Below are 20,523 nucleotides of genomic sequence, written 5' to 3' on the forward strand. Positions count from 1 at the left end.
CGCCGAAAGTGGCGATCACGCGACCACGGTGTCGTACGTGAAGTCGCCGGTATCGCTCACGCCCACGCGCAGCGCCATCGGACGCTGTCCCTCAGCCATCGAGGCCAGCAGCATGCGCGAGATTTCCGGCAACAGCGTATTGCTGAGGATGTTGTCCACGTTACGGGCGCCGCTTTCGACCTCGGTGCAGCGCGCGGCCACCTGCTGAATGAGCGTTTCGTCGTGCTGCAGTTCGAGCCGGTGCACTTCGCGCAAGCGGCGCGCGATCTTGCCGACCTTGAGCCGCACGATCTGCTTGAGATTCTCGTCGCGCACGGGGTAGTACGGCACGATGACCATGCGGCCGAGGAAGGCCGGCTTGAACACCGCATCGAGCTCCGGCTTGAGCGCCTTGGCCATGGCATCCGGGAACGGCATGGTGTCCGGATCGGCCGTGAGCTTCATGATGGACTCGGTGCCGGCGTTGGTGGTGAGGATGATGATCGTGTTCTTGAAATCGATCTGACGTCCTTCCCCATCTTCCATCACACCCTTGTCGAACACCTGGAAGAACAGCTCGAGCACGTCGGGGTGTGCCTTCTCGACTTCGTCGAGCAGCACGACGCTGTACGGCCGGCGACGCACAGCCTCGGTGAGCACGCCACCCTCACCATAGCCCACGTAACCCGGCGGCGAGCCCTTGAGCGTGGACACGGTGTGCGCCTCCTGGAACTCCGACATGTTGATGGTGATGATGTTGCGCTCCCCACCAAAGAGCATGTCGGACAGTGCGAGGGCGGTTTCCGTCTTGCCCACACCCGACGGCCCGACGAGCATGAACACACCCTTGGGCTTGTTGGGATCTTCGATGCCGGCCTTGCTGGTGCGCACCCGACGTGCGATGTCAACCAGCGCGTGATCCTGTCCGATGACGCGCGCACCGAGGTGCTTCTCGAGTTCGAGCATGGTGCCGAGTTCGTCACTCATCATCTTGCCGACGGGGATGCCCGTCCAGCCGGAGATGACCTCGCCCACGATGGACGCATCGACGAAGGGGCGCACGAGCGGTTCTTCGCCCTGCAGGGCCTCGAGTTCTCCCATGGCCTGGTTGTACTCGCTGCGCAGTGCGTCGGCGGCCGTCTGATCGGCATTGGCCGCTTCGGCGACGAGGCGGCCGCGGATGTCGAGAATGCGCGCGACGAGATCCCGTTCCTTGAGCCAGCGCGACTCGAGCGCTGCCAGATCGGCTTCAACCTGTGTGCGGCGGGTGGCAATGCCGGCCAGGCGTTCGCTGTGGTCGGCACCAGCGGTCTGCTCGCGCGTGAGTACGCGTTCCTGCAGTGCAAGGTCGTCGAGAATGCGCTTGCAGTCTTCGACGGGCCCGGGTGTGGCGCTCTGGCCAAGTGCCAGACGCGCGCAGGCGGTGTCGAGTACGCTGACCGCCTTGTCGGGCAGCTGGCGATCGGCGAGGTAGCGATGTGAGAGCCGCACGGCGGCTTCCATGCCGCTGTCGAGGATGTGCACCGCATGGTGCTTCTCGAGCGACGGGACGACGGCGCGCATCATGATGCAGCACACGTCTTCGGTAGGTTCCTCGACCTTCACGAGCTGGAAGCGGCGTGACAGGGCCGGGTCCTTCTCGAAGAACTTTTTGTATTCGCTCCAGGTGGTGGCGGCGATGGTGCGCAGTTCACCACGCGCGAGCGCGGGCTTGAGCAGGTTGGCGGCGTCGTTCTGGCCTGCCTGCCCACCGGCGCCAATCATGGTGTGCGCTTCGTCGATGAAGAGAATGATGGGTGTCGGCGAGTTCTTCACCTCTTCGATGAGACCCTTGAGGCGATTCTCGAATTCGCCCTTCACGCCGGCACCTGCCTGCAGCATGGCCAGGTCGAGTGACAGCAGACGCACGTTGCGCAGCGGCGGCGGCACATCGCCATCGACGATCCGACGCGCAAAACCCTCCACCACGGCCGTTTTGCCGACGCCCGCTTCGCCCACAAGAATGGGATTGTTCTGCCGGCGACGTGTGAGAATGTCCACCACCTGTCGCACCTCGAAGTCCCGGCCCAGCACCTGATCGATCTTTCCACTCTTGGCATTCGCCGTGAGGTCCACGCAGTACTGATCGAGATTGGGCGTGCGGCCACCGGCCTTGGGCGCACCGCCGCCACCGCCGGACGCACTTGCGCCCGCAGCCACGGAATCGATGCTGCCGATTTCGGCCGAGGCTTCGGTGGACGACGAGGTGATGGTGACGAAGTCCTTCTTGAGCACGTCGACCGGGACTTTCTCGAATTCCTTGCTGATGTCCATGGCCATGCGCTGCAGCTCGGGCACGGTGAGCAGGGCCAGCAGCACGTGACCAGTGCGCACGCGCGGGGCGCCATACTCCACCGATCCAATCACCCAGCCCTCGCGCAGCGCGTTCACGAGGGAGGTGCTGAGTGAGGGCGTGCGTCCATTGCCGGTCTTCAGCCGATCGACCGCGCGGGCCAGATCATCCGCGAAGCGCGTGCGATTGACGCCGAAGTGCTTGAGCGTGACGGCGAGGTCGGTATCGGTGGCATCGTGCAGCTTGATGAGCAGGTGCTCGATCTCGACGTCGTAGTTGGTACGCGACAGGCACAGGCCGGCGGCGCCCTCGACGGCGCTGCGCAAAGGGGCGTTGAGCTTGGCGATGAGGCCACGAAGGTTCACGGACATGATGGCTCCACGGAATCAGGCGGCGGGAAGGAGAGAGGAAGACAGGGGAGTGGCGGGCCGGTACGCTTGCAGAGAGCGTGCCGTCAACAGAGCGTCAGGAGTACATCGTCGGGATCCCGGGTGGCCGGTTTCGAGCGCAACCAGGTGCCGAAGCCGAGACGAGGCGTGCCGGTACTGCCCAGTGCAGCCTGCGGCGCATCGTCCTTGCGCAACTGCAGTCTGGCATCCACGCCCACCTGATCATCGGCATACAGACGGGCCAGCTCACACAGTCGGCCATGATCACGGCCACCGGGAAGCAAGGCGTCGAACTGCGCGCGGGTGAGTGGGCCGATATGCAGTCGCACGCGGGCGTGCGCGTCGTACACGGCGGTCCCGATGACCGCTGAACCGAGACGGCCATCCGGGCCGTCGTCGCCCAGCGCGACCTGACCGCCATCCAGGACGGGACGCCACTCGCCGACAAACTGCTCGGCCGTTACGGGGATATCGAAGTAGTCGCCGATGAGCTGCGAGAGCCCGAGGGCCGGGCGCGTACGCAGCGCCAGCAGGCCGCTGTAATAGGCGAGCGAGTCGGCGAGGTCACCACTGGCCCGGCGCACTCCGGCGGTGCCGAGTCCGGCGACGTCTTCGAGGTGATGCAGCAGGCGATCTTCATCGCCGCGCTCGGCCGCCACCGCAGGGCGGTGATATTCCCAGGCTCGATAGAAGAGCGAGAGGGCGCGGTGATGAAAGAGATCGAGAAAGTCGCGGAAGGCCGTGTCACGCGCACGCGAGCGGGTGAGTGCATGCACGGTGTAGACGTGCGGCAGCACACCCTGCGGCCCGGTGAGGCCGAAGAAGCGCACATCCACTTCCACCGGCGCGTTGGGATCTTCCGGCACGCGCAGGGCGGCCACTTCACTCGGAGGAAACGTGAGCGAAGGCGGCACCGCGAGCCGCACCGCTTCGTGCGCCGGATCGGCCCAGCCGCCAAGCGGTGACCGGTCGGGCCTAACGCGCGTGAGCAGGCGCACGAGTTGTACAAACGCCATGCCAGGCGCCTGATCCTCGAGTTGCCGGAGCGGTGCGGTGGAGCGCGTCATGGCGGGGTGCTCACAGAAGCTGGCGCCAGCCAGCGCGCGGTGGCCATTGCACCACGGGGCGGCGACGCTGCCGCGAACGCACGGCCACCTGCGTGAAGCTGTTCATGCTGGCGTAGAGCGCGAAGAAGCGATCGAGCACACTGGCAAACAGGAACATGCCGCCACCGGGGAACTGCTCTTCGTCGAACTCGAGATCGATGCGCCGGCCGCGCGCGAAGGCCATGCCGTGCGGCGCGGCCACGCGCGCAAAGGTGGGGGCACTGCGTACGCCGACCAGTCCGTCGATCTGTCGCTCGGCACTCAGGCCGTTGGGCACGTTGTGCAGACGCAGCATCTCGCGCAGCGCGTCGGCCGACTCATCGGTGAGTGAGAGATGGTTGAGCGAGAGCGTGGAGATCATGCGCCAGAGCAGCGAGGAGCCGAGGTCGGGCTGCACGCAGCGCGTGGGATTGGTGACGGCGGTGATGCGCCGCAAGGGTCCGCCGCTCACCAGCTCGAAGTCACTGCGCTCATCGGCGCCGAAAGGGAGTCGGCTCGGCAGATCGCCATTGTGACAGGTCACGCGGAGCGACGCCACATCGACGTCGGGCACCCGCACGGATCCGGTGAGATCGGTGAAGCCGAGGTAGACCTCGGTTCCGTCGTCGGTGCGCCACGGGGCGGGTCGACGCGTGGCAGACCAGAACAACGCATCGTGTTCGTCGTCGCGGCGATGGCGGTGCGAGTACAGTGGCGGGACGATGCGCGTGCGCTGCTGCTCGTGTTCGATGAGCGTGACGTCGTCCACCGACCAGACTTCGATTTCCAGGCGGCGCCGGGCATCCGGCACGACCAGATATTCCGAGCTGCGCTCGGTGAGCAGGATGGGCTCCGCCGACTGGGTGAAGAGATTCACCACCGGCGTGCAGCCGATGCGGAAGGTGCGCGCCGACAGCCCCACCTCGATGGCCTGGCGGCGCTCGGTGCGCTCGAAGCTGCTGAACAGCAGACCGATTTCCACACGATCCACGGCCTGGAGGCGACGAATGGCCTCACCGACGCCGAGGATGTCGACGAAGTGGAATTTTTCGGGGAACGCGAAGAGCTCCTGCAGCAACGAGAATCCCGCGAAGGTGCGAGAGGGCTGCGGCAGCATGGCCTGCTGCTCGTCGAATCCCGTGGGGCTGATGGCCGCCGCGCCGAGCATGATGGGCGAGAGCGTGGGGCGATCGGGATTGCGTACGACGACCTGCACGGTGTGATTGGCGAGCAGCTCGTAGAGCGTATCGGCTACGACCGCGTCGCCGGTGAGATGCACCCGCAACGCATCCAGCGTGCAATCGCCAATGCGCACGCCGTCAAAGGCGCGCAGTTCGAGCCGCACGGCGGCCACGGCGTCACGGCCCTGCGCGCCAGCTCCCACCCGATCGGGCGTCGTCCACTCGGCGGCCTGCACCGTGAATGGCCAGAGCGTGGTGTCGTAGGACGTACGAAACACGCAGGGCATGCCGTCGACGGTGCGGGTGTGCAGCACACTGCCACGCGGCACACGGAATCCTTCGGGCAGGCGCCCCTGTGCCGGATCGAGCGTCATTTCCACGACGCTCATGGAGGGCAGCGGCCGCACCAACTGCGGATGCAGCATCTCCAGCATGGCCTGCGAGACTTCGGGGAAGTCTTCGTCGAGGCGACGATGCACCCGTGCGGAAAGGAAGGCGAAGCCCTCGAGCAGGCGCTCGACGTGCGGATCCTCGCAGCGGCCGGCCTCGAGTTGCAGGCGGGCCGCCACCTTGGGATACCGCCGCGCGAATTCACCGCCCAGCTTGCGCAGGTAGGTGAGTTCGCGTTCGTAATAGCGCAGCAAATCGCTCGACATGCCTAGTCCTGACTTTCCACCTGGTACGTGCCACTCGCCACCTCGAGCAGCGTGTCGAACACGACCTGTTCCGGGCTCGGATCCATGAGCAGGGTGGCCGAGATCACGAAGCGTACTTGATGCGTGGCCGGATTGGCGCTGGCATCACTGAGTTCCACGTTGACGTTGGCAAGACGGGGTTCGAAGCGACGAATGGCGTCCTGCACGTCGTCGAGCAGGCGTTGGCGCCAATCGGCCGTTGACGTGGAGAGTCCGGAGAAATCGCGCAGCCCGAACTCATAGACCGACTCGTGCACTTCGCCCTCGCGGTCCGCCACCACGGCCGTGCGGCGCGTGTTGAGCAGCCAGTCGAGATCTCTCAGTACCGACTGTCGGAAGCGCCGCGCCGACTCCTCGCGTGAGAGGTGCGGATCGGAGGGTTCGCGTGGGGCGTCGTCGGTGAGGCGGTCGAGCACCGAACCGAGAACGGCGCGATCAAGCTCCGTGCGGGCCATCAGCGATCACCGGCAGCCGCGCCCATCATCCCGCCTTGAGCGCGAGCGCCTGAATGGGGTCGAGGCGACAGACGCGCAGGTACAGTCGTTCCTGCTCGGAGCTGTTGCTTTGCGTTTTCTCGAGCACGCGATGCATGAGTGCCATCGGCTGCGCGACCAACGGTCCGCTTTCCCAGCGCTCCAGCTTCTGCTCGTCGATCTGCTCGATGAGCTGCTGCAGGATGGGCTCCGCGACATCGAAGAGCCCCGCCTCGACCATGACGTAGGCAATCTGTGTCTGGCGGAGGAAGCGGCCGCGTGGCGACGGATCGCGGTTGAGCTCCGCGGTCAGCAGTTCGATGGCGCGGTGTGGACGACCGGCGCGCACCTCGGACATGGCGGAGCCGAAGACATCGGGTCCGCTGCGCGTCGCCGGATGCACCGTGCGTGCGCGCGCCAGTCCGCCCTGCTGGGCGGTGGCCAGATCTTCCACGAGGGCGGCCGCCACGAGTTCGGCGCCATCCGAGGGCAGCAAGTCGCCATCGGCCGAAGCGGCGTCGGCGCCCGACGTGCTGTCGTCTTCGGGCATGACCTCCTCTGCAATCCAGGCCCGCGTTTCGTCGTTGGCGGTGGGCGTCTCGTCCATGAGCGTCATGCGTGGCAGGTTGGGGAGGGCGCGCAGGAGTGCTCGCAATTCCTGTCGCAGGGCCACGGTGACCGCGTGGTATTCACTGCCGAGATTGACGGCGGCGGTGAGCACGTAGCGTTGCAGGTCGAGCCAACCGCGTCCGGCGGCGGTGGCCATGAGCGACTCGCCCTGCTCAAGCAGCTCCGGCCATTTGGCGTCGAGATAGAGCGTGCGCAGCTTGGTGCGAAGCGCCGTGGGCGGCGCTTCGAGCAATCGCGGGTCGAGTTCGGGCGCCTGGGCCAGCAACTCGCCCCAGCGAAACCCGCGCAGCAACAGGTACGGTGCGGGGTTGGTGCGGTTGTGCTGGCGCAGCCAGCGTGCCACCACCCCGATGCGTTGGGCGGCATCGCGGGCGCTGGTCGGTTCGGGAGACAGCGGTCCATCCGCTTCACCGGCGTCGCTGCCCGAGCCATCGCCCTCGGCGGAGATCTCCTCCACCGGATCGGGGTCGAGCTCGAGCTTCTGGGCGAGCAACGCTTGCACCGCACGACGCGGTTCATCGAGCGCCGTGCGCAGCGAACCGAACGACGGCGCATCGCGCCCGAACTTTTCGTCGCTGATCTTTTCCAGCGCCACGATTTCGGCCAGCGCCGCATCGATGTCCGCCAGGGTCACCCGCAGGTTCACCTTGGTGAGCGCCGCCGTGTCGGCCTCGAAATCTTCGGGGGTGAGCCGGCCCTCTTCAATGGCCGACTCGCGGGCGGCGCGCGCGTCGCTGTCGCCCTTGGCTTCGAGCTCGGTCGGTATGCCACGCACGGACTCGAGGTCGGCGGCCGAGAAGCGCCCGACCACCGGGGTCAGTCGGACGGGTATGGCCAGCTTGCTGCCCATCCACTCCAGCGGACCGACGCGCAGCTCAAGGTCGCCGTCCTCCGGCAACGGGAAGACGTTGTCCCAGAACTGCTCGATGAGACCACGCGTGATGGCGACCCCGGTGTGCAGTCCGCCGAAGCCCTGACGGCGCATGAGGGCTTCGCTGAGCCAGGCGGCGAGCTGCAGATCCTTGGTTTCCTTCTGCAGCAGGGCGGAGCACTGGGCAACCACACTGGCCCAGTCGGCGACCTTGCGCTCCGCACCGGGCAGATTCTCCTCGCGACGGGCTTCCTTGATGGCGTCGAGGCGCGTGTCGTAGCGCAGATCGGCCCCGGCCGGTGCGTCCGGCGAAATGGGCGCGAGACAGGAGCTGACCAATTCGGCGTTGATGGGCATGCGGCGCGGGGGAGAGTAGCGGAGGGAAAGGTCAGGTGGTACTGAAGCGCAGTTCGCGGACGTCGAGCAGCGGCACGTGGCGATCGTCGACGATCAGCACTTTCTGGCCAACCGGTGCGAAGTCGCCACTTGGCAGTTCTTCCCAGTCGGTGGCGCGTCCGAGACGGATTTCGTCGTCGCTGTGGCGCCAGGCCGCCGGGGTGAGCGCGGGCAACAGCACCTCGCCCAGTTCCTGATCGCGAATGCCGGGGCCAACGGCCACGTGAGCCGGTGCCCAATGCAGATCGCGCAGCCGCGCGGGAGCCTGCATGGTGACGCCGGCAAGATGTGCGAAGGGAATCCAGAGATAGCGACCGCCGGCCATGATCTCGAGGCGCGCGCCGATGCGCGGATCTGCGTCGCGGATGGACGAGAAGGGCTGGCCGTTGAGTGTGCCGCTGATGGTGTCGGGTACGTCGCCGGTGGGGAAGTCGCCGGTGTCGAACATGTGTTCGCGCACCCGTTCGGCCATGATCGCGGCCCGATAGAGCAGTGTGCCGGCTTCGGCTTTTTCGCCGGCCTGCGCAATGACATCGAGCTGTCGCCCAGCCTTCTCCCACTCACCGGCAAAGGTGCAGAGTTCGAAGAGGAAGGCGCGGCGTGCCGGGTCAGTGGGGTGACTGCGCAGTTCCTGACCGAGGGCGTCGATGGCGTCCTTGAGACGGCCGGCAGCGAAGAGGGATTGAACGGACATCGGTTCCACGGCCCGAGGGCGATCGACAGGGGGAAGGGCGGCACGGCCCCGCCGGCGCGACGAATCGCACCGACGGGGCCGTGGGGAATCCTGCGGAGATCAGGCCTTGTTGGTGGCCAGGTCCCACGCGACCTCGGGCGCCTTGGCGGCGAGGGTGCCCTTCTCGTCGAGCATGTACTTCATCGTGATCTTCGTGTAGTTCAGCGACAGCGACTCGGTGGGACGGCCTTCGCCGCCCGAGGACATCGAGTAGCCGGAGATGATCACGTTCTCGAGCTTGATCTCGAGGAAGACGAGATTGGAATTGCCCTTCGCCGTGGTGGTGAAGCTGAGCGTGGCGGAGGTGAAGTTCTCGCGGCCGCAGGTTTCCTTGAACAGCGGCGTGGACGAGATGTCCGTGGTCTTGGTGATGGTGACTTCCGAGAAGCTCGGAATGGACGCTTCGCGATTGGCGTTGCCGGTGACCGACGACACGCCAATGCCGACGCCCCACTGCACCGAACCAACCTGGATCTGGCCCGGGAATCCTTCCGCGGTAACCTCACCCTTGATTTCCTTGTCGAACTTCAGATAGATCGCCATGTAGCCTCCGGCACGTGTGGTGATGAATTCGTGGACTCAGGGGACTGCGGGAACAACGCTTACTTGGCCGGCTGCGGCAGATCGGCCACGAGGCGCATGGAGACGCCCAGTTCGTCGAGCTGGTAGTGCGGCTTGAGGAAGGCCACGGCGCGATAGGCGCCGGGCTTGCCGGCCACTTCCACGACATCGATGCGGGCATCGGAGAGTGGCTTCTTCTGCATGACGCTCGGGCTCGAACCCGCGGCGGCGACGTAGTTCTGGATCCAGCGGTTGAGGAATCCGTGGATCTGATCCTTGGACGTGTAGCCGCCGATCTTGTCGCGCATCATCACCTTGAGGTAATGCGCGAAGCGCGAGGTGGCGAAGATGTAGGGCAACTGCGCCGACATGCGCGAGCTCGAGGACGCGGCCGGGTCGTCGTAGACCTTGGGCTTCTGTGCCGACTGCACGGAGAAGAAGGCGGCGTTGGCCGTGCCCTTCTGGTGCACGAGCGGCGCAAAGCCGAGGTCGGCGAGTTCCTTTTCGCGGCGATCGGTGATCTGCACTTCGGTGGGGCACTTCATCGCGATTTCGCCGGACTCGGTGCGGAAGTTGTGCACCGGGAGCTGCTCGACCAGGCCGCCGCTCTCCACGCCGCGGATGGACGCGCACCAGCCGTACATGGCAAACGCCTTGTTGACGTTGGCCGCCATGGCGTAGGCCGAGTTGGTCCAGCAGTAGTGATCGTGGTTGGTACCGTCGACGCGCTCTTCGTAGTTGAAGGCCTCGATGGGCACCGTGGCGCTGCCGTAGGGCTCACGCGCCAGCATGCGCGGCGCCGTGAGCGCGACGTAGCGTGAGTCCTCGGTGTTGCGGAAGCCCTTCCACTTCGCGTACTCGGTGCTGTCGAAGATCTTGGCGAGGTCGCGCGGGTTGTCCAGCTCGGACCAGCTCTCGAGGCTGAGCATGGTGGGGTCGGCCGCACTGATGAACGGCGCGTGCGCGGCCGCGGCCACGTTGGAGATCTTCTCAAGCAGCTCGATGTCCTGACCGCTCTTGTCGAAGTAGTAGTCGCCCACCATGGCACCGAAGGGCGTACCACCGAAGACGCCGTACTCTTCCTCGTAGATCTTCTTGAACAACGCGCTCTGGTCGAACTCGGGCGCGCGCTGCAGATCGCGCAACAGATCCTTCTTGGAGACGTTCAGCACCTTGATCTTGAGCATGGTGCCCGTCTCGCTCTGCTTCATGAGATACTGCAGGCCGCGCCAGGAGCCCTCGAGCTTCTGGAACTCCGGGTGGTGCAGGATCTCGTTGAGCTGCAGCGACAGGAGATGGTCGATCTGCGCGATGCGCGCATTGATCATCGTTTCCGTGTCGCGATTGATGGTGATGGCGCCTTCGAGCACCTCACTGACGAAGCGCTTGACAAGGTCCTTGCCCTTGCTCTTCGCTTCGGCATCCTTGCCCATCTTGCCCTGCTCGACGATCTGGTCGAGCAGCGAAAGCTCGGCGTCGGTCGTGACGGCCTGTGCCGCCTGCTGCTGTGCGTCAGCCACGGCTTAGCTCTCCAATCCGAGTTCGGCCTTCAACTTGGCCATCTTGTCCTTGTCGCCGAGGGTGTCCTGGAGCACCTCGTCGAGCTTCTCGTTGGTCTGCAAATTGGCGCGCAGGTTCGAGAGCTCTTCGCGCAGCTCGAGCAGCTCGCGCAGCGGCTTGACCTGCCGCGCCACGGCGTCGGGTGCGAAATCATCCATGCTGCGGAAGTTGAGCTCGATGCCGAGCTTGGGCGCATCGGGATCGTCGGAGAGCTTGTTCTCGACGGCGAACTGCAGGCGCGGCTTCATGCTGGCCAGCGTGTCGTCGAAATTGTCCGGCGTGATCTCGGCGAACTTGCGATCCTTGAGACGCGGCAGCGGCTCGGTGACGTGGCCGCTGAAATCGCCGAGCACGCCCATGAGGAAGGGCAGCTCCTTCATCTCGATGGCCCCGCCGGTTTCGACTTCGTACGAGATCTGAATGCGGGGCGGACGAACACGCTCCAGCTTTTTCTGGGTACTCTCAGGCATTACAGACTCCGGCGCGGTTGGGCAGGGCGGAAGGGATGGGAAGGGCTCGCCGCTGACCACCGTCGTCGGCGAGACTCGCAAGTGTTGAGCGCGTGACGCACAAAGTCAAGCAAACGGCGGGGATTTGGCCGTCCACGTGACCGCGCTTGTGCCATGCCGTGACATGCGCACCAGGCAATGGATCGTGATTCGGCTCTCACGCGGCCGCGGTGCGTCGCATACGTTTGCAGCATGCGTCATACACCACCCGTGCTCTGGACCAAGGGGACACTGCTGACCCCGCATCACCTGCAGGCGCAGGATCGGCATCATGAAGACGCGCTCGCGTTTCAGGTGGGTGCCCTGGCCTTCTGCCCGTGGGGCCTGAGTGCGGTGCAGTTCGATCTCGACGCGCTGCCGGGCGGCACCCTGGTAGTCCATGCCGTGGCCGGTCGTTTTCCCGACGGGCTGCTGTTCGATGCGCCGCTGGCCGGTCCAACCCCACCACCGCGCAGCGTGGACTCGATCTTTGCGCCGGATCAACGTTATCTGCAGGTGTTCATCGCCGTGCCCGAGTACCGGCCCGGCGCCCGCAATGTGGCACCATTGGGTGATGCGCTCCCCACGCGGTGGCAGGCGGCCGAGCATCTGGTGCGCGACGAGACCACCGGTCTGACGGAGCGGCCCATCCAGGTGGCGCCGCCCAGTTTGCGCCTGATTGTGGAGGGGGAGAGCCTTGAGGGCTACACGACCATGCCCATTGCCCGGCTCGAGCGATCGTCGACCGGTGAGATCGGCCTTGATCGCAGCTACGTGCCCCCTCTGCTCGACGTGGCCGCCAACGAGTGGCTCGTCGCGCTGGCCCGGCGTCTGGTGGAACGGCTGTCGGCGCGTAGCGCCGCCCTGTCGGGCAGTCGCCGTCAGCGCAATCAGGATCTGGCCGACTTCTCCGTGGCCGACGTGGGCAGCTTCTGGCTGCTGTACACGATCAACACGCACCTGCCCATTATCCGCCACCTGCAGGAGGTGCGGCGCGGACATCCGGCGCAGTTGTGGGAGGCCATGTTGGCGCTGGTGGGTGCCCTCTCGGCGTTCGCGCCCCAGGCCGATGCGCGCACCTTACCCACCTACGACCACCTGCGGCTGGGTGACGGGTTTGCGGAGCTCGAGCGTCGGCTCTACGCCCTGCTCGACGGCGCGGTGGTGGACAGTGCGGTGTCGCTGCCGCTCAAGGCGGTCCGGCCCACCCTGCACGCCGTGGCGCTCGATCAGCCGCAGTGGCTGGAGGCGCCGCAGTGGTTTCTGGCCGTGTCGGCGCCCCTTCGGCAGCAGGAGCTGATTCCCAAGGTGCTGCAGGGTTGCAAGGTGGGGTCGGCCGATGTGGTTGACACCCTGATCCGCCAGGCGCTGCCGGGTATCGAGCTGGCGCACGTGTCCGCGCCGCCTCCGGCCGTCCCGGTGAAGCTGGACTTCCAATACTTCGCCATCCGCAAGGCTGGCGCGGCCTGGGACGCCATTGCGCGGGCGCGCAATCTGGCGGTGTATGTGCCGGCCGAGTTGGTGGACGCGCGCTTTGAGCTGGTGATCGTGTTGCGCTAGATCAGCCGGTCTATGGTTTGACCTGGGGCGCCGAGACCTTGGGAGCCGACGGCAGTGTGGGCTTGGTGGGGACCGGTTTGCGGAGGACAAATACCACCACAATGACCGCCAGCAGAATGACTGCGTTGACGATGAGGATGAGCGCCATGGGCACACGGCGCTTGGCCGGCGCCGCGGCGGCCGGCTTGGCGGGCGCCGCCGGTGCGTCGGCCACAACCGGCGCCGGGGCGCGGCTGATCATGCGCGTGAAATCGCTCGGCCCCTGCGCAGAAGCTGGGGGGGCCGCGCCGCCCAGCGGAGAGAGGGGGGTGGCACTGCCACCCTGCGCAAAAATGGGCGGCGGCAGAATGGAGGGCGGTTCACCCATGCCAGGCATGGGCGCGGCCAATGGGGTGACTGGGGCGACCGGAGCGGTTGGCGGGGGAGAAAGAGGCAGCGGCGCGGCCCCGTAACTGCCGGCCGGCGCCGTCCCGGCTGGTGCTGATGGCGGGTTGCCGAACAGTGGGGAGGGCTGCTGCGCAGCCGGACTCCAACTGGATGGTTGGTTCGGCTGTGAACTGACTGGGGCGTGGAATGACGGCGCTGCGGGTGGGGCAGACGGCGGCGCCACCGGTGAGGGCGGCATGGTGGCCGGCATGGGCGCTGCCGTGGACGGCGCGGAGAACATGCGGGTGAACTCGCCCGGCGCGGTGGCTGGCGCCGCCGCAGGAGGTATTGGAGCCGACGGCACGCTGGGTGCTGCCGCGCCTGGGGCCGGCACAGCGGGAGCCGGCTGGGGCGGCGTGTCGAAACGGGGTGGTGGGATAATGACGGGTGCGACCTGGGAAATCCGCAGGCTCGGGGGCTCGGGGGAGGGGGCGGCAGGCGCCGCGGGCGCTTGGGCGGCTGGCGCCGAAACAGCGGGAGCCGGGACGACAGGAGCCGGAACGGCAGGAGCGGCGGGTTCGGGTGCCGGAACCGACGGGGCACCGAACATCTGGGTGAAGGCGCCGGGGGCCGGGGCGGCGGCAGGCGGTGAAACAGCGGGAGCCGGTACGACGGGAGCCGGTACGACGGGAGCCGGTACGACGGGAGCTGGTACGACAGGAGCCGGGACAACGGGAGCCGCGGGTTCGGGTGCCGGAACGGACGGGGCACCAAACATCTGCGTGAACGCGCCAGGTGCTGGCGCTGCCGGGGCCGGGGCTACTGGGGTCCTCTCAGTCGGAACGGCCTCGTTTGCATGCGGCGGGGTTGCAAGTGCCCGCAAAGTGTCCTGTAACTGCTCCGTTCGTGGCCTGATTTCCTCGTCCACGACAGGTACAGAAAACGCCGCGGGCGGTTCAGCGGCCGGTGCCGCCGGTGCCGCCGGTGCCGCCGGTGCCGACGGCGCCACCGGACCCGCCTTGGCCAACAGCCAGCCGGGAAACGACTGCAGGCCGGCCAGAAACTCGGTCACAATCGCAAAACCCGACGGCAGCGTGGCGGTCTCGAGAATGCGGTTCTTGTCCGGTCCCGAAAGCCGGCTGAGCTGCACTCGCAGGCGGTCCACATCATCGGGACCGGCCGCGTCGGCCAGATGCACCATGACCACGCGGCCGGTGGCCAGCTCCTGCGCATTGTGCGTGCGGATGCCGTCAGCCACGGCCACACACTTGAGCAGGCGGTACCGGGTATTGAAATCGTCGCTCATGTCGAGGCGGTCGGTGGGAAGGGCGTCGTCGGCCACGACGCGACAACCGTCACGCCGATGTATTCTTCAATTGTTCACGCCGCGCTGGTCACGCGCAACGGACCGTGCGCGTCCTGTGTGTGCTGCCGTCTCTCCAGTGGTTCGCCCCGCTGGTCCCGCCGAGTCTCTGTTCGCCCCGCCTCGTCTCGCCTGTGCCATGGAGTGTCTCTTGCCCGTCGTTCCGGAGTCGTGTCCGTGCCGCTGACGTCACCGCCCGCCCGCCGCGTGGTGTGGGAGGACGGCATGCACCTCACTCCGCAGCACTTTCAGGCCCAGCGGCGCTATCACGAAGACCAGATGGCCCGCGCGCTTACGGTGCTGCACCCTTTCGCGTATGGCCTGGCCGCGCTCCAGGTGGACCATGACGCCCTGCAGAATGGGGCGCTGGCCGTGTTGTCGGCGCGGGGCACCCTGCCCGACGGGACGGTCTTTCACCTGCCTGACGCCGACAGTCCGCCGGCGCCGCTCGATGTTGCCGCGCACTTCTCGCCCACGCGGGATGCGCACGTGGTGTATCTCACGCTGCCGCCCTGGCGCGCCGACAGCGCCAATCTGGTAGACCCGACGTTTGGCGGTGAGGCGCGATTCCGGGTGGACGAAGACATCGTCGTCGACGAGTCCACGGGCGATGACCCGGTGCCGGTCAAGTTCGCGTCCCGCAACTTTCAGTTGCACTTCGACGACGCGCTGCCTGCCGACCATGTGTTGCTGCCCTTGCTGCGCATCGTGCGCGACGGTCGCGGACAGTACCAGCTCGATGCGCGCTTTGTACCGCCCACCCTGCACCTCTCGGCGAGTGAACGACTGCTTTCACTGACGCGCGAGATCGTCGGGTTGGTGGAGGCGAAGGGTGAAGGGCTGGCCGCCACCCTGGTGCAGGCCACGGCGACAGCGGCCGGTGGAGCCGCGGCCTACGTGGGCAACGAACTGGCCACGCGCTGGCTGCTGCATGCCGTGCGTTCGGCCGATGCGCCGCTTCGTCACCTGCTGCTCACACGGCGCGCGCATCCCGAGCAGCTCTACACCGAGCTGGCGCGACTGGCCGGTGCCCTGTGCACCTTCTCCATGTCGAGCCATCCCCGTGACGTGCCACGCTACGATCACGATGCGCTGACCGACACATTCGACGCGCTCGAGCGCGCGCTGCGTCAGCATCTCGACGTGGTGATCTCGGCCCGTGCGGTGGTGCTGCCGCTGCAGCGCGTGAGTGATGTGCTGCATACCGGCGTGCTGACCGACCCGCGTTGCTTCGAGCCGGGCGTGCGATGGTTTCTCGCGGTGCGCGCCGATGTGGGCAGCGCCGACCTCATCGACCGGGTGCAGCGCCTGACCAAGACCTGCGCCACCAAGTTCGTGCTGGAGCTCGTGCGCCGCGCCTTCAATGGTCTGGCCACCGAGCATGTGCCGATGCCGCCAGGCGGCCTCGCACCAAAGCCCGACCTGACCTACTTCGAATTGACGCTCGCCGGGCCCTGCGCCCAGGCACTCACCGAAAGTCGGGAAGTGGGCGTGTATGTCCCCGACGCCTTGCCTGGTGCGTACGTCGAACTGGCGCTGCTGCTGCCTTCCTGAACAGTCTCTGAGGCTTTGCCGTGACACTCCCTTCCGCCATGGCGACCGGACGCCTGGCTGCCGCGCTGCAGGAACCGCTGACCGCCGTGGTGCGATTGCGCGCCGAACGCCAGCAGGTCCCCGACGGCGCCGCGTTTCGTGCGCAGATGATGCAGTTGCTCGCGCGCGCCGAACAGGATGCGTTGGCCATGGGATTCAGTACCCAGGACGCGCGACTGGCCATCTTCGCGGTGGTGGCCTTTCTCGACGAAACCGTATTGAACGCGCGAATGGCCACGCTGGCTGATTGGGCGCGTCGCCCGTTGCAGGACGAACTCTTCGGCGGCCACATGGGCGGCGAGTGGTTCTTCCAGCACATCGATCAGTTGTTTGCGAGGCCCGACGGCGCAGAGCTGGCCGCGTTGCTGGAGGTCTATCAGCTCTGCCTGCTGTTGGGCTTTCGCGGCAAGTTTGGCGCGGGCGACCACGGCACGCTGCACGCCTACACCACGCGCGTGGCGGAACGCCTGGCACGACTCAGGCAGCACGATGGGGATCTGGCGCCGGCCTGGCGTCCTCCGCAAGACGCTGTCGATGCGCGCGACCCGTGGCTGCGGCCCTTGGGCATTGGGGCACTGACCACGGTGGTGCTGCTGTTGGCTCTGTGGGGCACCTATGCGTGGTCGCTGCGCCGTGGCACCGAGGACGTGCGCGCCCTCGCGCCCGCGTCGACGACCGCTCTCCGCTAACCCGCCCCGGACCCCACACGCTCATGTCTGAACGCAAGCCGTATCTGCGCTGGGTGCTGGCCGCGGCCGCCCTGTTGTTGATGGTGTTGCTCATTGTTGTCATCGAACGCACGACCACGCTGGACCCCACACAAACGTGGGTGCTGCGCATCGCGTTTGTGTTGCTGGGTCTCGTGCTGGCCGGCGCCTTGCTGTGGTATCTGCGTCCGCAGGATCAGGAGCCGGTGCTCGATCCGGGAGACGATGTGTTGCTGGCCATCGGTGGCGCGCGGTCGCGGCTGCCACGAGGCAGCTTTGCGTCGCGCGCGATGGTGCTGGTGCTGGGCCCCGAGGGCAGCGCCAAGACGACGGTGATTTCACGCTCGGGTGGCGATCCGGAACTGCTGGCGGGTGAAGCGCCCACTGGTGTGAACGAAGTCCCGCCGAGCACCCGCACGGCCAATGTCTGGGCCATGCAGCAGACGCTGTTCACCGAACTGAGCAGCGCGCTGTTGGGTGATGCACCACGCTTTGCGAAGGTCGTGCGCGCGCTGCGGGCGCCGCGCGTGGCGGCGGCGGTGGGCAAGGGCGCCGCGGCGCCACGTGCCGCGCTGGTGTGTGTGCCCTGTGATCTGTTCTATGCCGGCGGCAACGGGGAACAGTTGCAGCGTCTCGCGCAGACCATGCGGCAGCGGTTGGCGGAGACGGCTCGTGAGCTCGGCCTGGCACTGCCGGTGTACGTGCTGTTCACGAAGATGGACCGCATCCCGCACTTCGAGCCCTGGGCCAGCGTGTTCACGAAGGACGAACTGCGCGCGCCACTCGGTGCGTCGTTTGCCTTTGATGCGGCCGCCGATTCCGGCAACTACGCCGAACGCCTGGCCCCTCGTGTGGACCGGGCGTTTGCCGATCTCGTGGACTCGCTGGGCACGCGCCGCGTGGATGTGCTGGGACGCGAGGCGCAGGTGGATCGGCGCTATGCGTCGTATGAGTTGCCGCGCGAATTGCGCAAGCTGCAGCCGGTGGTGTCGAGTTTCCTGCTCGAGTTGTGCCGGCCCACGCAGTTGGGCTCGAGCCCTCTGTTGCGCGGTTTCTACTTTACCGGCGCGCGTCCCGTGCTCGTGCGCGATGTGGCGCCCTCGGCGCCGGCCGCTGCGGCCGCCGCCATGCCGTCGGCGTCGGATGCGACCGGTATCTTCCGTCAGCCCGTCATGGCTGCTGCGGCGCCCGTGGCGAATGCGGCCGCGAGTGCGCGCAAGGTGCCCGAGTGGGTGTTCCTCGACCGGCTGCTGCGCGAGGTCGTGATGACCGACGGCGGCGCGGCTTCGGTGGCGCGTGGCGGCGTGCGGGTGCAGCGCACACGGCGCGTGATGCTCGGGACGGCCATCGCAGCCACGGTGCTGCTGCTGGCGGGCGTCACCACTTCGTGGCTCGGTAATCGTGGCCTGCAGTCTCGGGTGCAGGAGGCCGCAGCCGGTGTGGCGGCGTTGCCCACCGTGCAGTCGGCGCCCGGCACGGTGGCGTTTCCCAGCGAGGAAGCGTTGACGCGTCTGGATGCGCTGCGTGCGCTGATGGACAGTGTGCAGCAGTTCGACAGTGCGGGGCCGCCGCTGCGTCTGCGCTTTGGTTTGTGGCGTGGCCCCGCGCTGGTTGATGCCGCGCGGCCTGTATGGTTTGAGGGCTTCCGCAAACAGCTCTTTGCCGATGCCTGGACCGCGCTCAACGACTCGCTCAAGGCACTGCCCGATCTGCCCACGGCCAACAACGACTACGCCACCACTTACGGTTGGCTCAAGGCGTATCTCATCACCACCACGACGGCCGACAGCAGCACCGCGGACTTTCTGGCCCCGGTGCTGCTGCGCAGCTGGCAGCGTGGACTCGAGACCGATGCGAGCGTGACGGAGCTGGCTGACCGCCAGTTCCGCTACTATGCCGCCACGCTGCCGGTAACCAATCCGTATCCACGTGCCGCCGACGCGGCGGTGGTATCGCATGCGCGCGACTTTCTCTCGCGCTTCACGGGCGCCGAGCAGATCTACGTGAACATGCTGGGCGCGGCCAACAAGCAGGTGCCGGCCATCAAGATTCCGCAGGAGCCGGGCGTGCTCACCACGACGGCTGAAGTGGCGGGCGCGTTTTCGTCAGCGGGCGCGACGTTCATGAATGATGCCTTCCGCAACGCCGATCGCTACTTCCAGGGTGAGACCTGGGTGGTGGGTGATGCCACGGCCGCGCGTTCACTCGATCGCGATTCGGTCGTGACCTCGCTGCGTGTGCGGTACCGTGAAGACTACGAACGCACCTGGCGTCAGGTGGTGCAGGCCACCACGGTAGTGCGTCCGTCAACCGTCAAGGATGCCGCCGAACGACTCGACAAGTTGGCCGGTGTGCAGTCGCCCATGCTGCAGGTGCTGCGCACCGTGGCCGTGAACACGGCGGTGGATTCGCTCATGCGCGTGGCGTTTCAACCGGTGCACGCGGTCACGCCGCCCGAGATCACCGACAAGTTCGTGTCGGAGAAGAATCAGCCGTACATGGATGGCCTGCTTGGTTTGCAGGGCGCGCTGCTGCAGGTGGCCAACATGCCGCCCGCCACGGACACGCCGAGCACGCAGGCGCTGGTGCAGGCGGCGCAGATGGCGGCGGGTGATGTGACCAAGGCGCGCGTGGCAGCCAAGCGTGTGTCGCAGAACTTTGACGTGAGCAGTGTGGGTGGTGCGCTGGCGTCACCGGTGGAGCAGTTGCTGCTCGCGCCCATTACGGGTGCGGAAGCGGTGCTCAAGACCGCGGCGAGTCAGCGTCCGCCGTCGCGCCGCGTGGTGGCAGCGGCGCCCGCGCCGGCGGCAGGAGGTGGCGGTGGTGGTGGTGGTGGTGGCGGTGCGGCTGCGGAAGCGGCCATTCTGAACGAACGCGGTCGCGCCTTCTGCGCGCGTGTCGATCAGCTCACCGGCCGCTTCCCGTTCAACCCGTCGGCCACCGCCGATGCCAGCCTGGCTGACGTAAAGGCCATTCTTGCGCCGGGTGAGGGTGAACTGTGGGTGTTCCAGCAGGAGCGCCTGCAGCCCTATCTCGAAAAGCAGGGCAACGCCTGGGTGGCCAAGACGGGCGGCAAGCTCGAACTCTCGAAGAGCTTCGTGGACTTCTTCAATCGTGCTGCTGAGGTGTCGGCGGCGCTGTTTGCCGAAGATCCGAGTACGCCGCAGGTGCGCTGGCTGGCGAGTGGCGTCATTACCGACAACACGCCGTTGCTCATCCTGCGCAACAACGGCAAGGAAGCGCGCTTCGACAAGCGGTCCTTCAAGAACGAAGTGGTATGGCCGGCCACCAACGGGCGTGATGCGCAGTTACAGGCGCAGTTCAAGAAGAACAAGCCCATCACGGTGCGGCAGGGTGGTGGTGACTGGGCCATCTTCCGCCTCGTGGCCGCCGCCGATCAGTTCGAAGGAGCGAGTGTGACGTGGAATGCCACGGGCAAGGACGCGGAACCGGTGCGCGTGAGCTTCGAGGCCATTCGCCGCGAAGCGTCGAATGTGCTCACGCGTGGCTGGTTGGGACGCATGAGCTGCGTGGCGCAGGTGACCAAGTAGGCACGTACGA

14 protein-coding genes are annotated in these 20,523 nt (G+C 66.8%); 4 read left to right on the forward strand and 10 right to left on the reverse strand.

From position 1 onward, the window contains the following. Nucleotides 1-15: 15 nt before the first annotated feature. From tssH to tssB, 9 genes are all read right to left on the reverse strand, one after another. A complete protein-coding gene (tssH, locus tag B2747_RS11755; protein ID WP_291160878.1) occupies nt 16-2,682 on the reverse strand; it encodes a type VI secretion system ATPase TssH in 2,667 nt (888 codons plus the stop codon). 83 nt (nt 2,683-2,765) lie between these two features. Beyond that, complete coding sequence (gene tssG, locus B2747_RS11760) at nt 2,766-3,767, reverse strand: type VI secretion system baseplate subunit TssG (protein ID WP_291160880.1); 1,002 nt, start codon at nt 3,765-3,767, stop codon at nt 2,766-2,768. Nucleotides 3,768-3,777: 10 nt separating this feature from the next. Next, nucleotides 3,778-5,622, reverse strand: coding sequence for a type VI secretion system baseplate subunit TssF (tssF, locus tag B2747_RS11765; RefSeq protein ID WP_291160882.1), 1,845 nt, complete (start codon nt 5,620-5,622; stop codon nt 3,778-3,780). Between the two features lie 2 nt (nt 5,623-5,624). Further along, nucleotides 5,625-6,116 (reverse strand): type VI secretion system baseplate subunit TssE, encoded by a 492-nt coding sequence (gene tssE, locus B2747_RS11770; protein WP_291160886.1) that lies wholly within the window; start codon nt 6,114-6,116, stop codon nt 5,625-5,627. 25 nt (nt 6,117-6,141) lie between these two features. Continuing rightward, nucleotides 6,142-7,992, reverse strand: a complete 1,851-nt coding sequence (tssA, locus tag B2747_RS11775; protein WP_291160889.1) for a type VI secretion system protein TssA — start codon at nt 7,990-7,992, stop codon at nt 6,142-6,144. Between the two features lie 31 nt (nt 7,993-8,023). Further along, nucleotides 8,024-8,725 (reverse strand): type VI secretion system accessory protein TagJ, encoded by a 702-nt coding sequence (locus B2747_RS11780; RefSeq protein ID WP_291160893.1) that lies wholly within the window; start codon nt 8,723-8,725, stop codon nt 8,024-8,026. 99 nt (nt 8,726-8,824) lie between these two features. Next, nucleotides 8,825-9,307, reverse strand: coding sequence for a type VI secretion system tube protein Hcp (locus tag B2747_RS11785; protein ID WP_291160902.1), 483 nt, complete (start codon nt 9,305-9,307; stop codon nt 8,825-8,827). A gap of 59 nt (nt 9,308-9,366) precedes the next feature. Continuing rightward, the gene (gene tssC, locus B2747_RS11790; RefSeq protein WP_291160905.1) at nt 9,367-10,845 is read right to left on the reverse strand and encodes a type VI secretion system contractile sheath large subunit; all 1,479 of its coding nucleotides are present in this window, start codon (nt 10,843-10,845) and stop codon (nt 9,367-9,369) included. Nucleotides 10,846-10,848: 3 nt separating this feature from the next. After that, the gene (tssB, locus tag B2747_RS11795; RefSeq protein WP_291160908.1) at nt 10,849-11,355 is read right to left on the reverse strand and encodes a type VI secretion system contractile sheath small subunit; all 507 of its coding nucleotides are present in this window, start codon (nt 11,353-11,355) and stop codon (nt 10,849-10,851) included. A 231-nt stretch (nt 11,356-11,586) separates the two neighbouring features. Here tssB and tssK (B2747_RS11800) point away from each other — a divergent pair, with 231 nt between their 5' ends. Continuing rightward, entirely contained in the window at nt 11,587-12,933 is a 1,347-nt protein-coding gene (gene tssK, locus B2747_RS11800) for a type VI secretion system baseplate subunit TssK (protein ID WP_291160911.1), read from the forward strand. 10 nt (nt 12,934-12,943) lie between these two features. On the opposite strand, the gene B2747_RS11805 is transcribed toward tssK (B2747_RS11800), so the two are convergent. Next, nucleotides 12,944-14,641 (reverse strand): hypothetical protein, encoded by a 1,698-nt coding sequence (locus B2747_RS11805; RefSeq protein WP_291160914.1) that lies wholly within the window; start codon nt 14,639-14,641, stop codon nt 12,944-12,946. Nucleotides 14,642-14,839: 198 nt separating this feature from the next. Between B2747_RS11805 and tssK (B2747_RS11810) the strand changes: the two genes are divergently transcribed. From tssK (B2747_RS11810) to B2747_RS11820, 3 genes are read left to right on the forward strand one after another with little or no spacing between them, the layout of a single operon-like run. Then, nucleotides 14,840-16,216: a type VI secretion system baseplate subunit TssK gene (gene tssK, locus B2747_RS11810; protein WP_291160917.1), complete on the forward strand. Its 1,377-nt coding sequence runs from the start codon at nt 14,840-14,842 to the stop codon at nt 16,214-16,216. A gap of 20 nt (nt 16,217-16,236) precedes the next feature. Continuing rightward, nucleotides 16,237-16,944 carry a DotU family type IV/VI secretion system protein gene (locus B2747_RS11815; RefSeq protein ID WP_291160919.1) on the forward strand — a complete coding sequence of 236 codons (708 nt, stop codon included), beginning with the start codon at nt 16,237-16,239 and terminating at the stop codon, nt 16,942-16,944. Between the two features lie 23 nt (nt 16,945-16,967). Beyond that, on the forward strand, nt 16,968-20,513 hold the full coding sequence (locus tag B2747_RS11820) for an ImcF-related family protein (RefSeq protein WP_291160921.1): 3,546 nt from the start codon (nt 16,968-16,970) through the stop codon (nt 20,511-20,513). Nucleotides 20,514-20,523: the final 10 nt, after the last annotated feature.

The sequence above is a fragment of the Gemmatimonas sp. UBA7669 genome (assembly GCF_002483225.1).
Taxonomy (GTDB): domain Bacteria; phylum Gemmatimonadota; class Gemmatimonadetes; order Gemmatimonadales; family Gemmatimonadaceae; genus Gemmatimonas.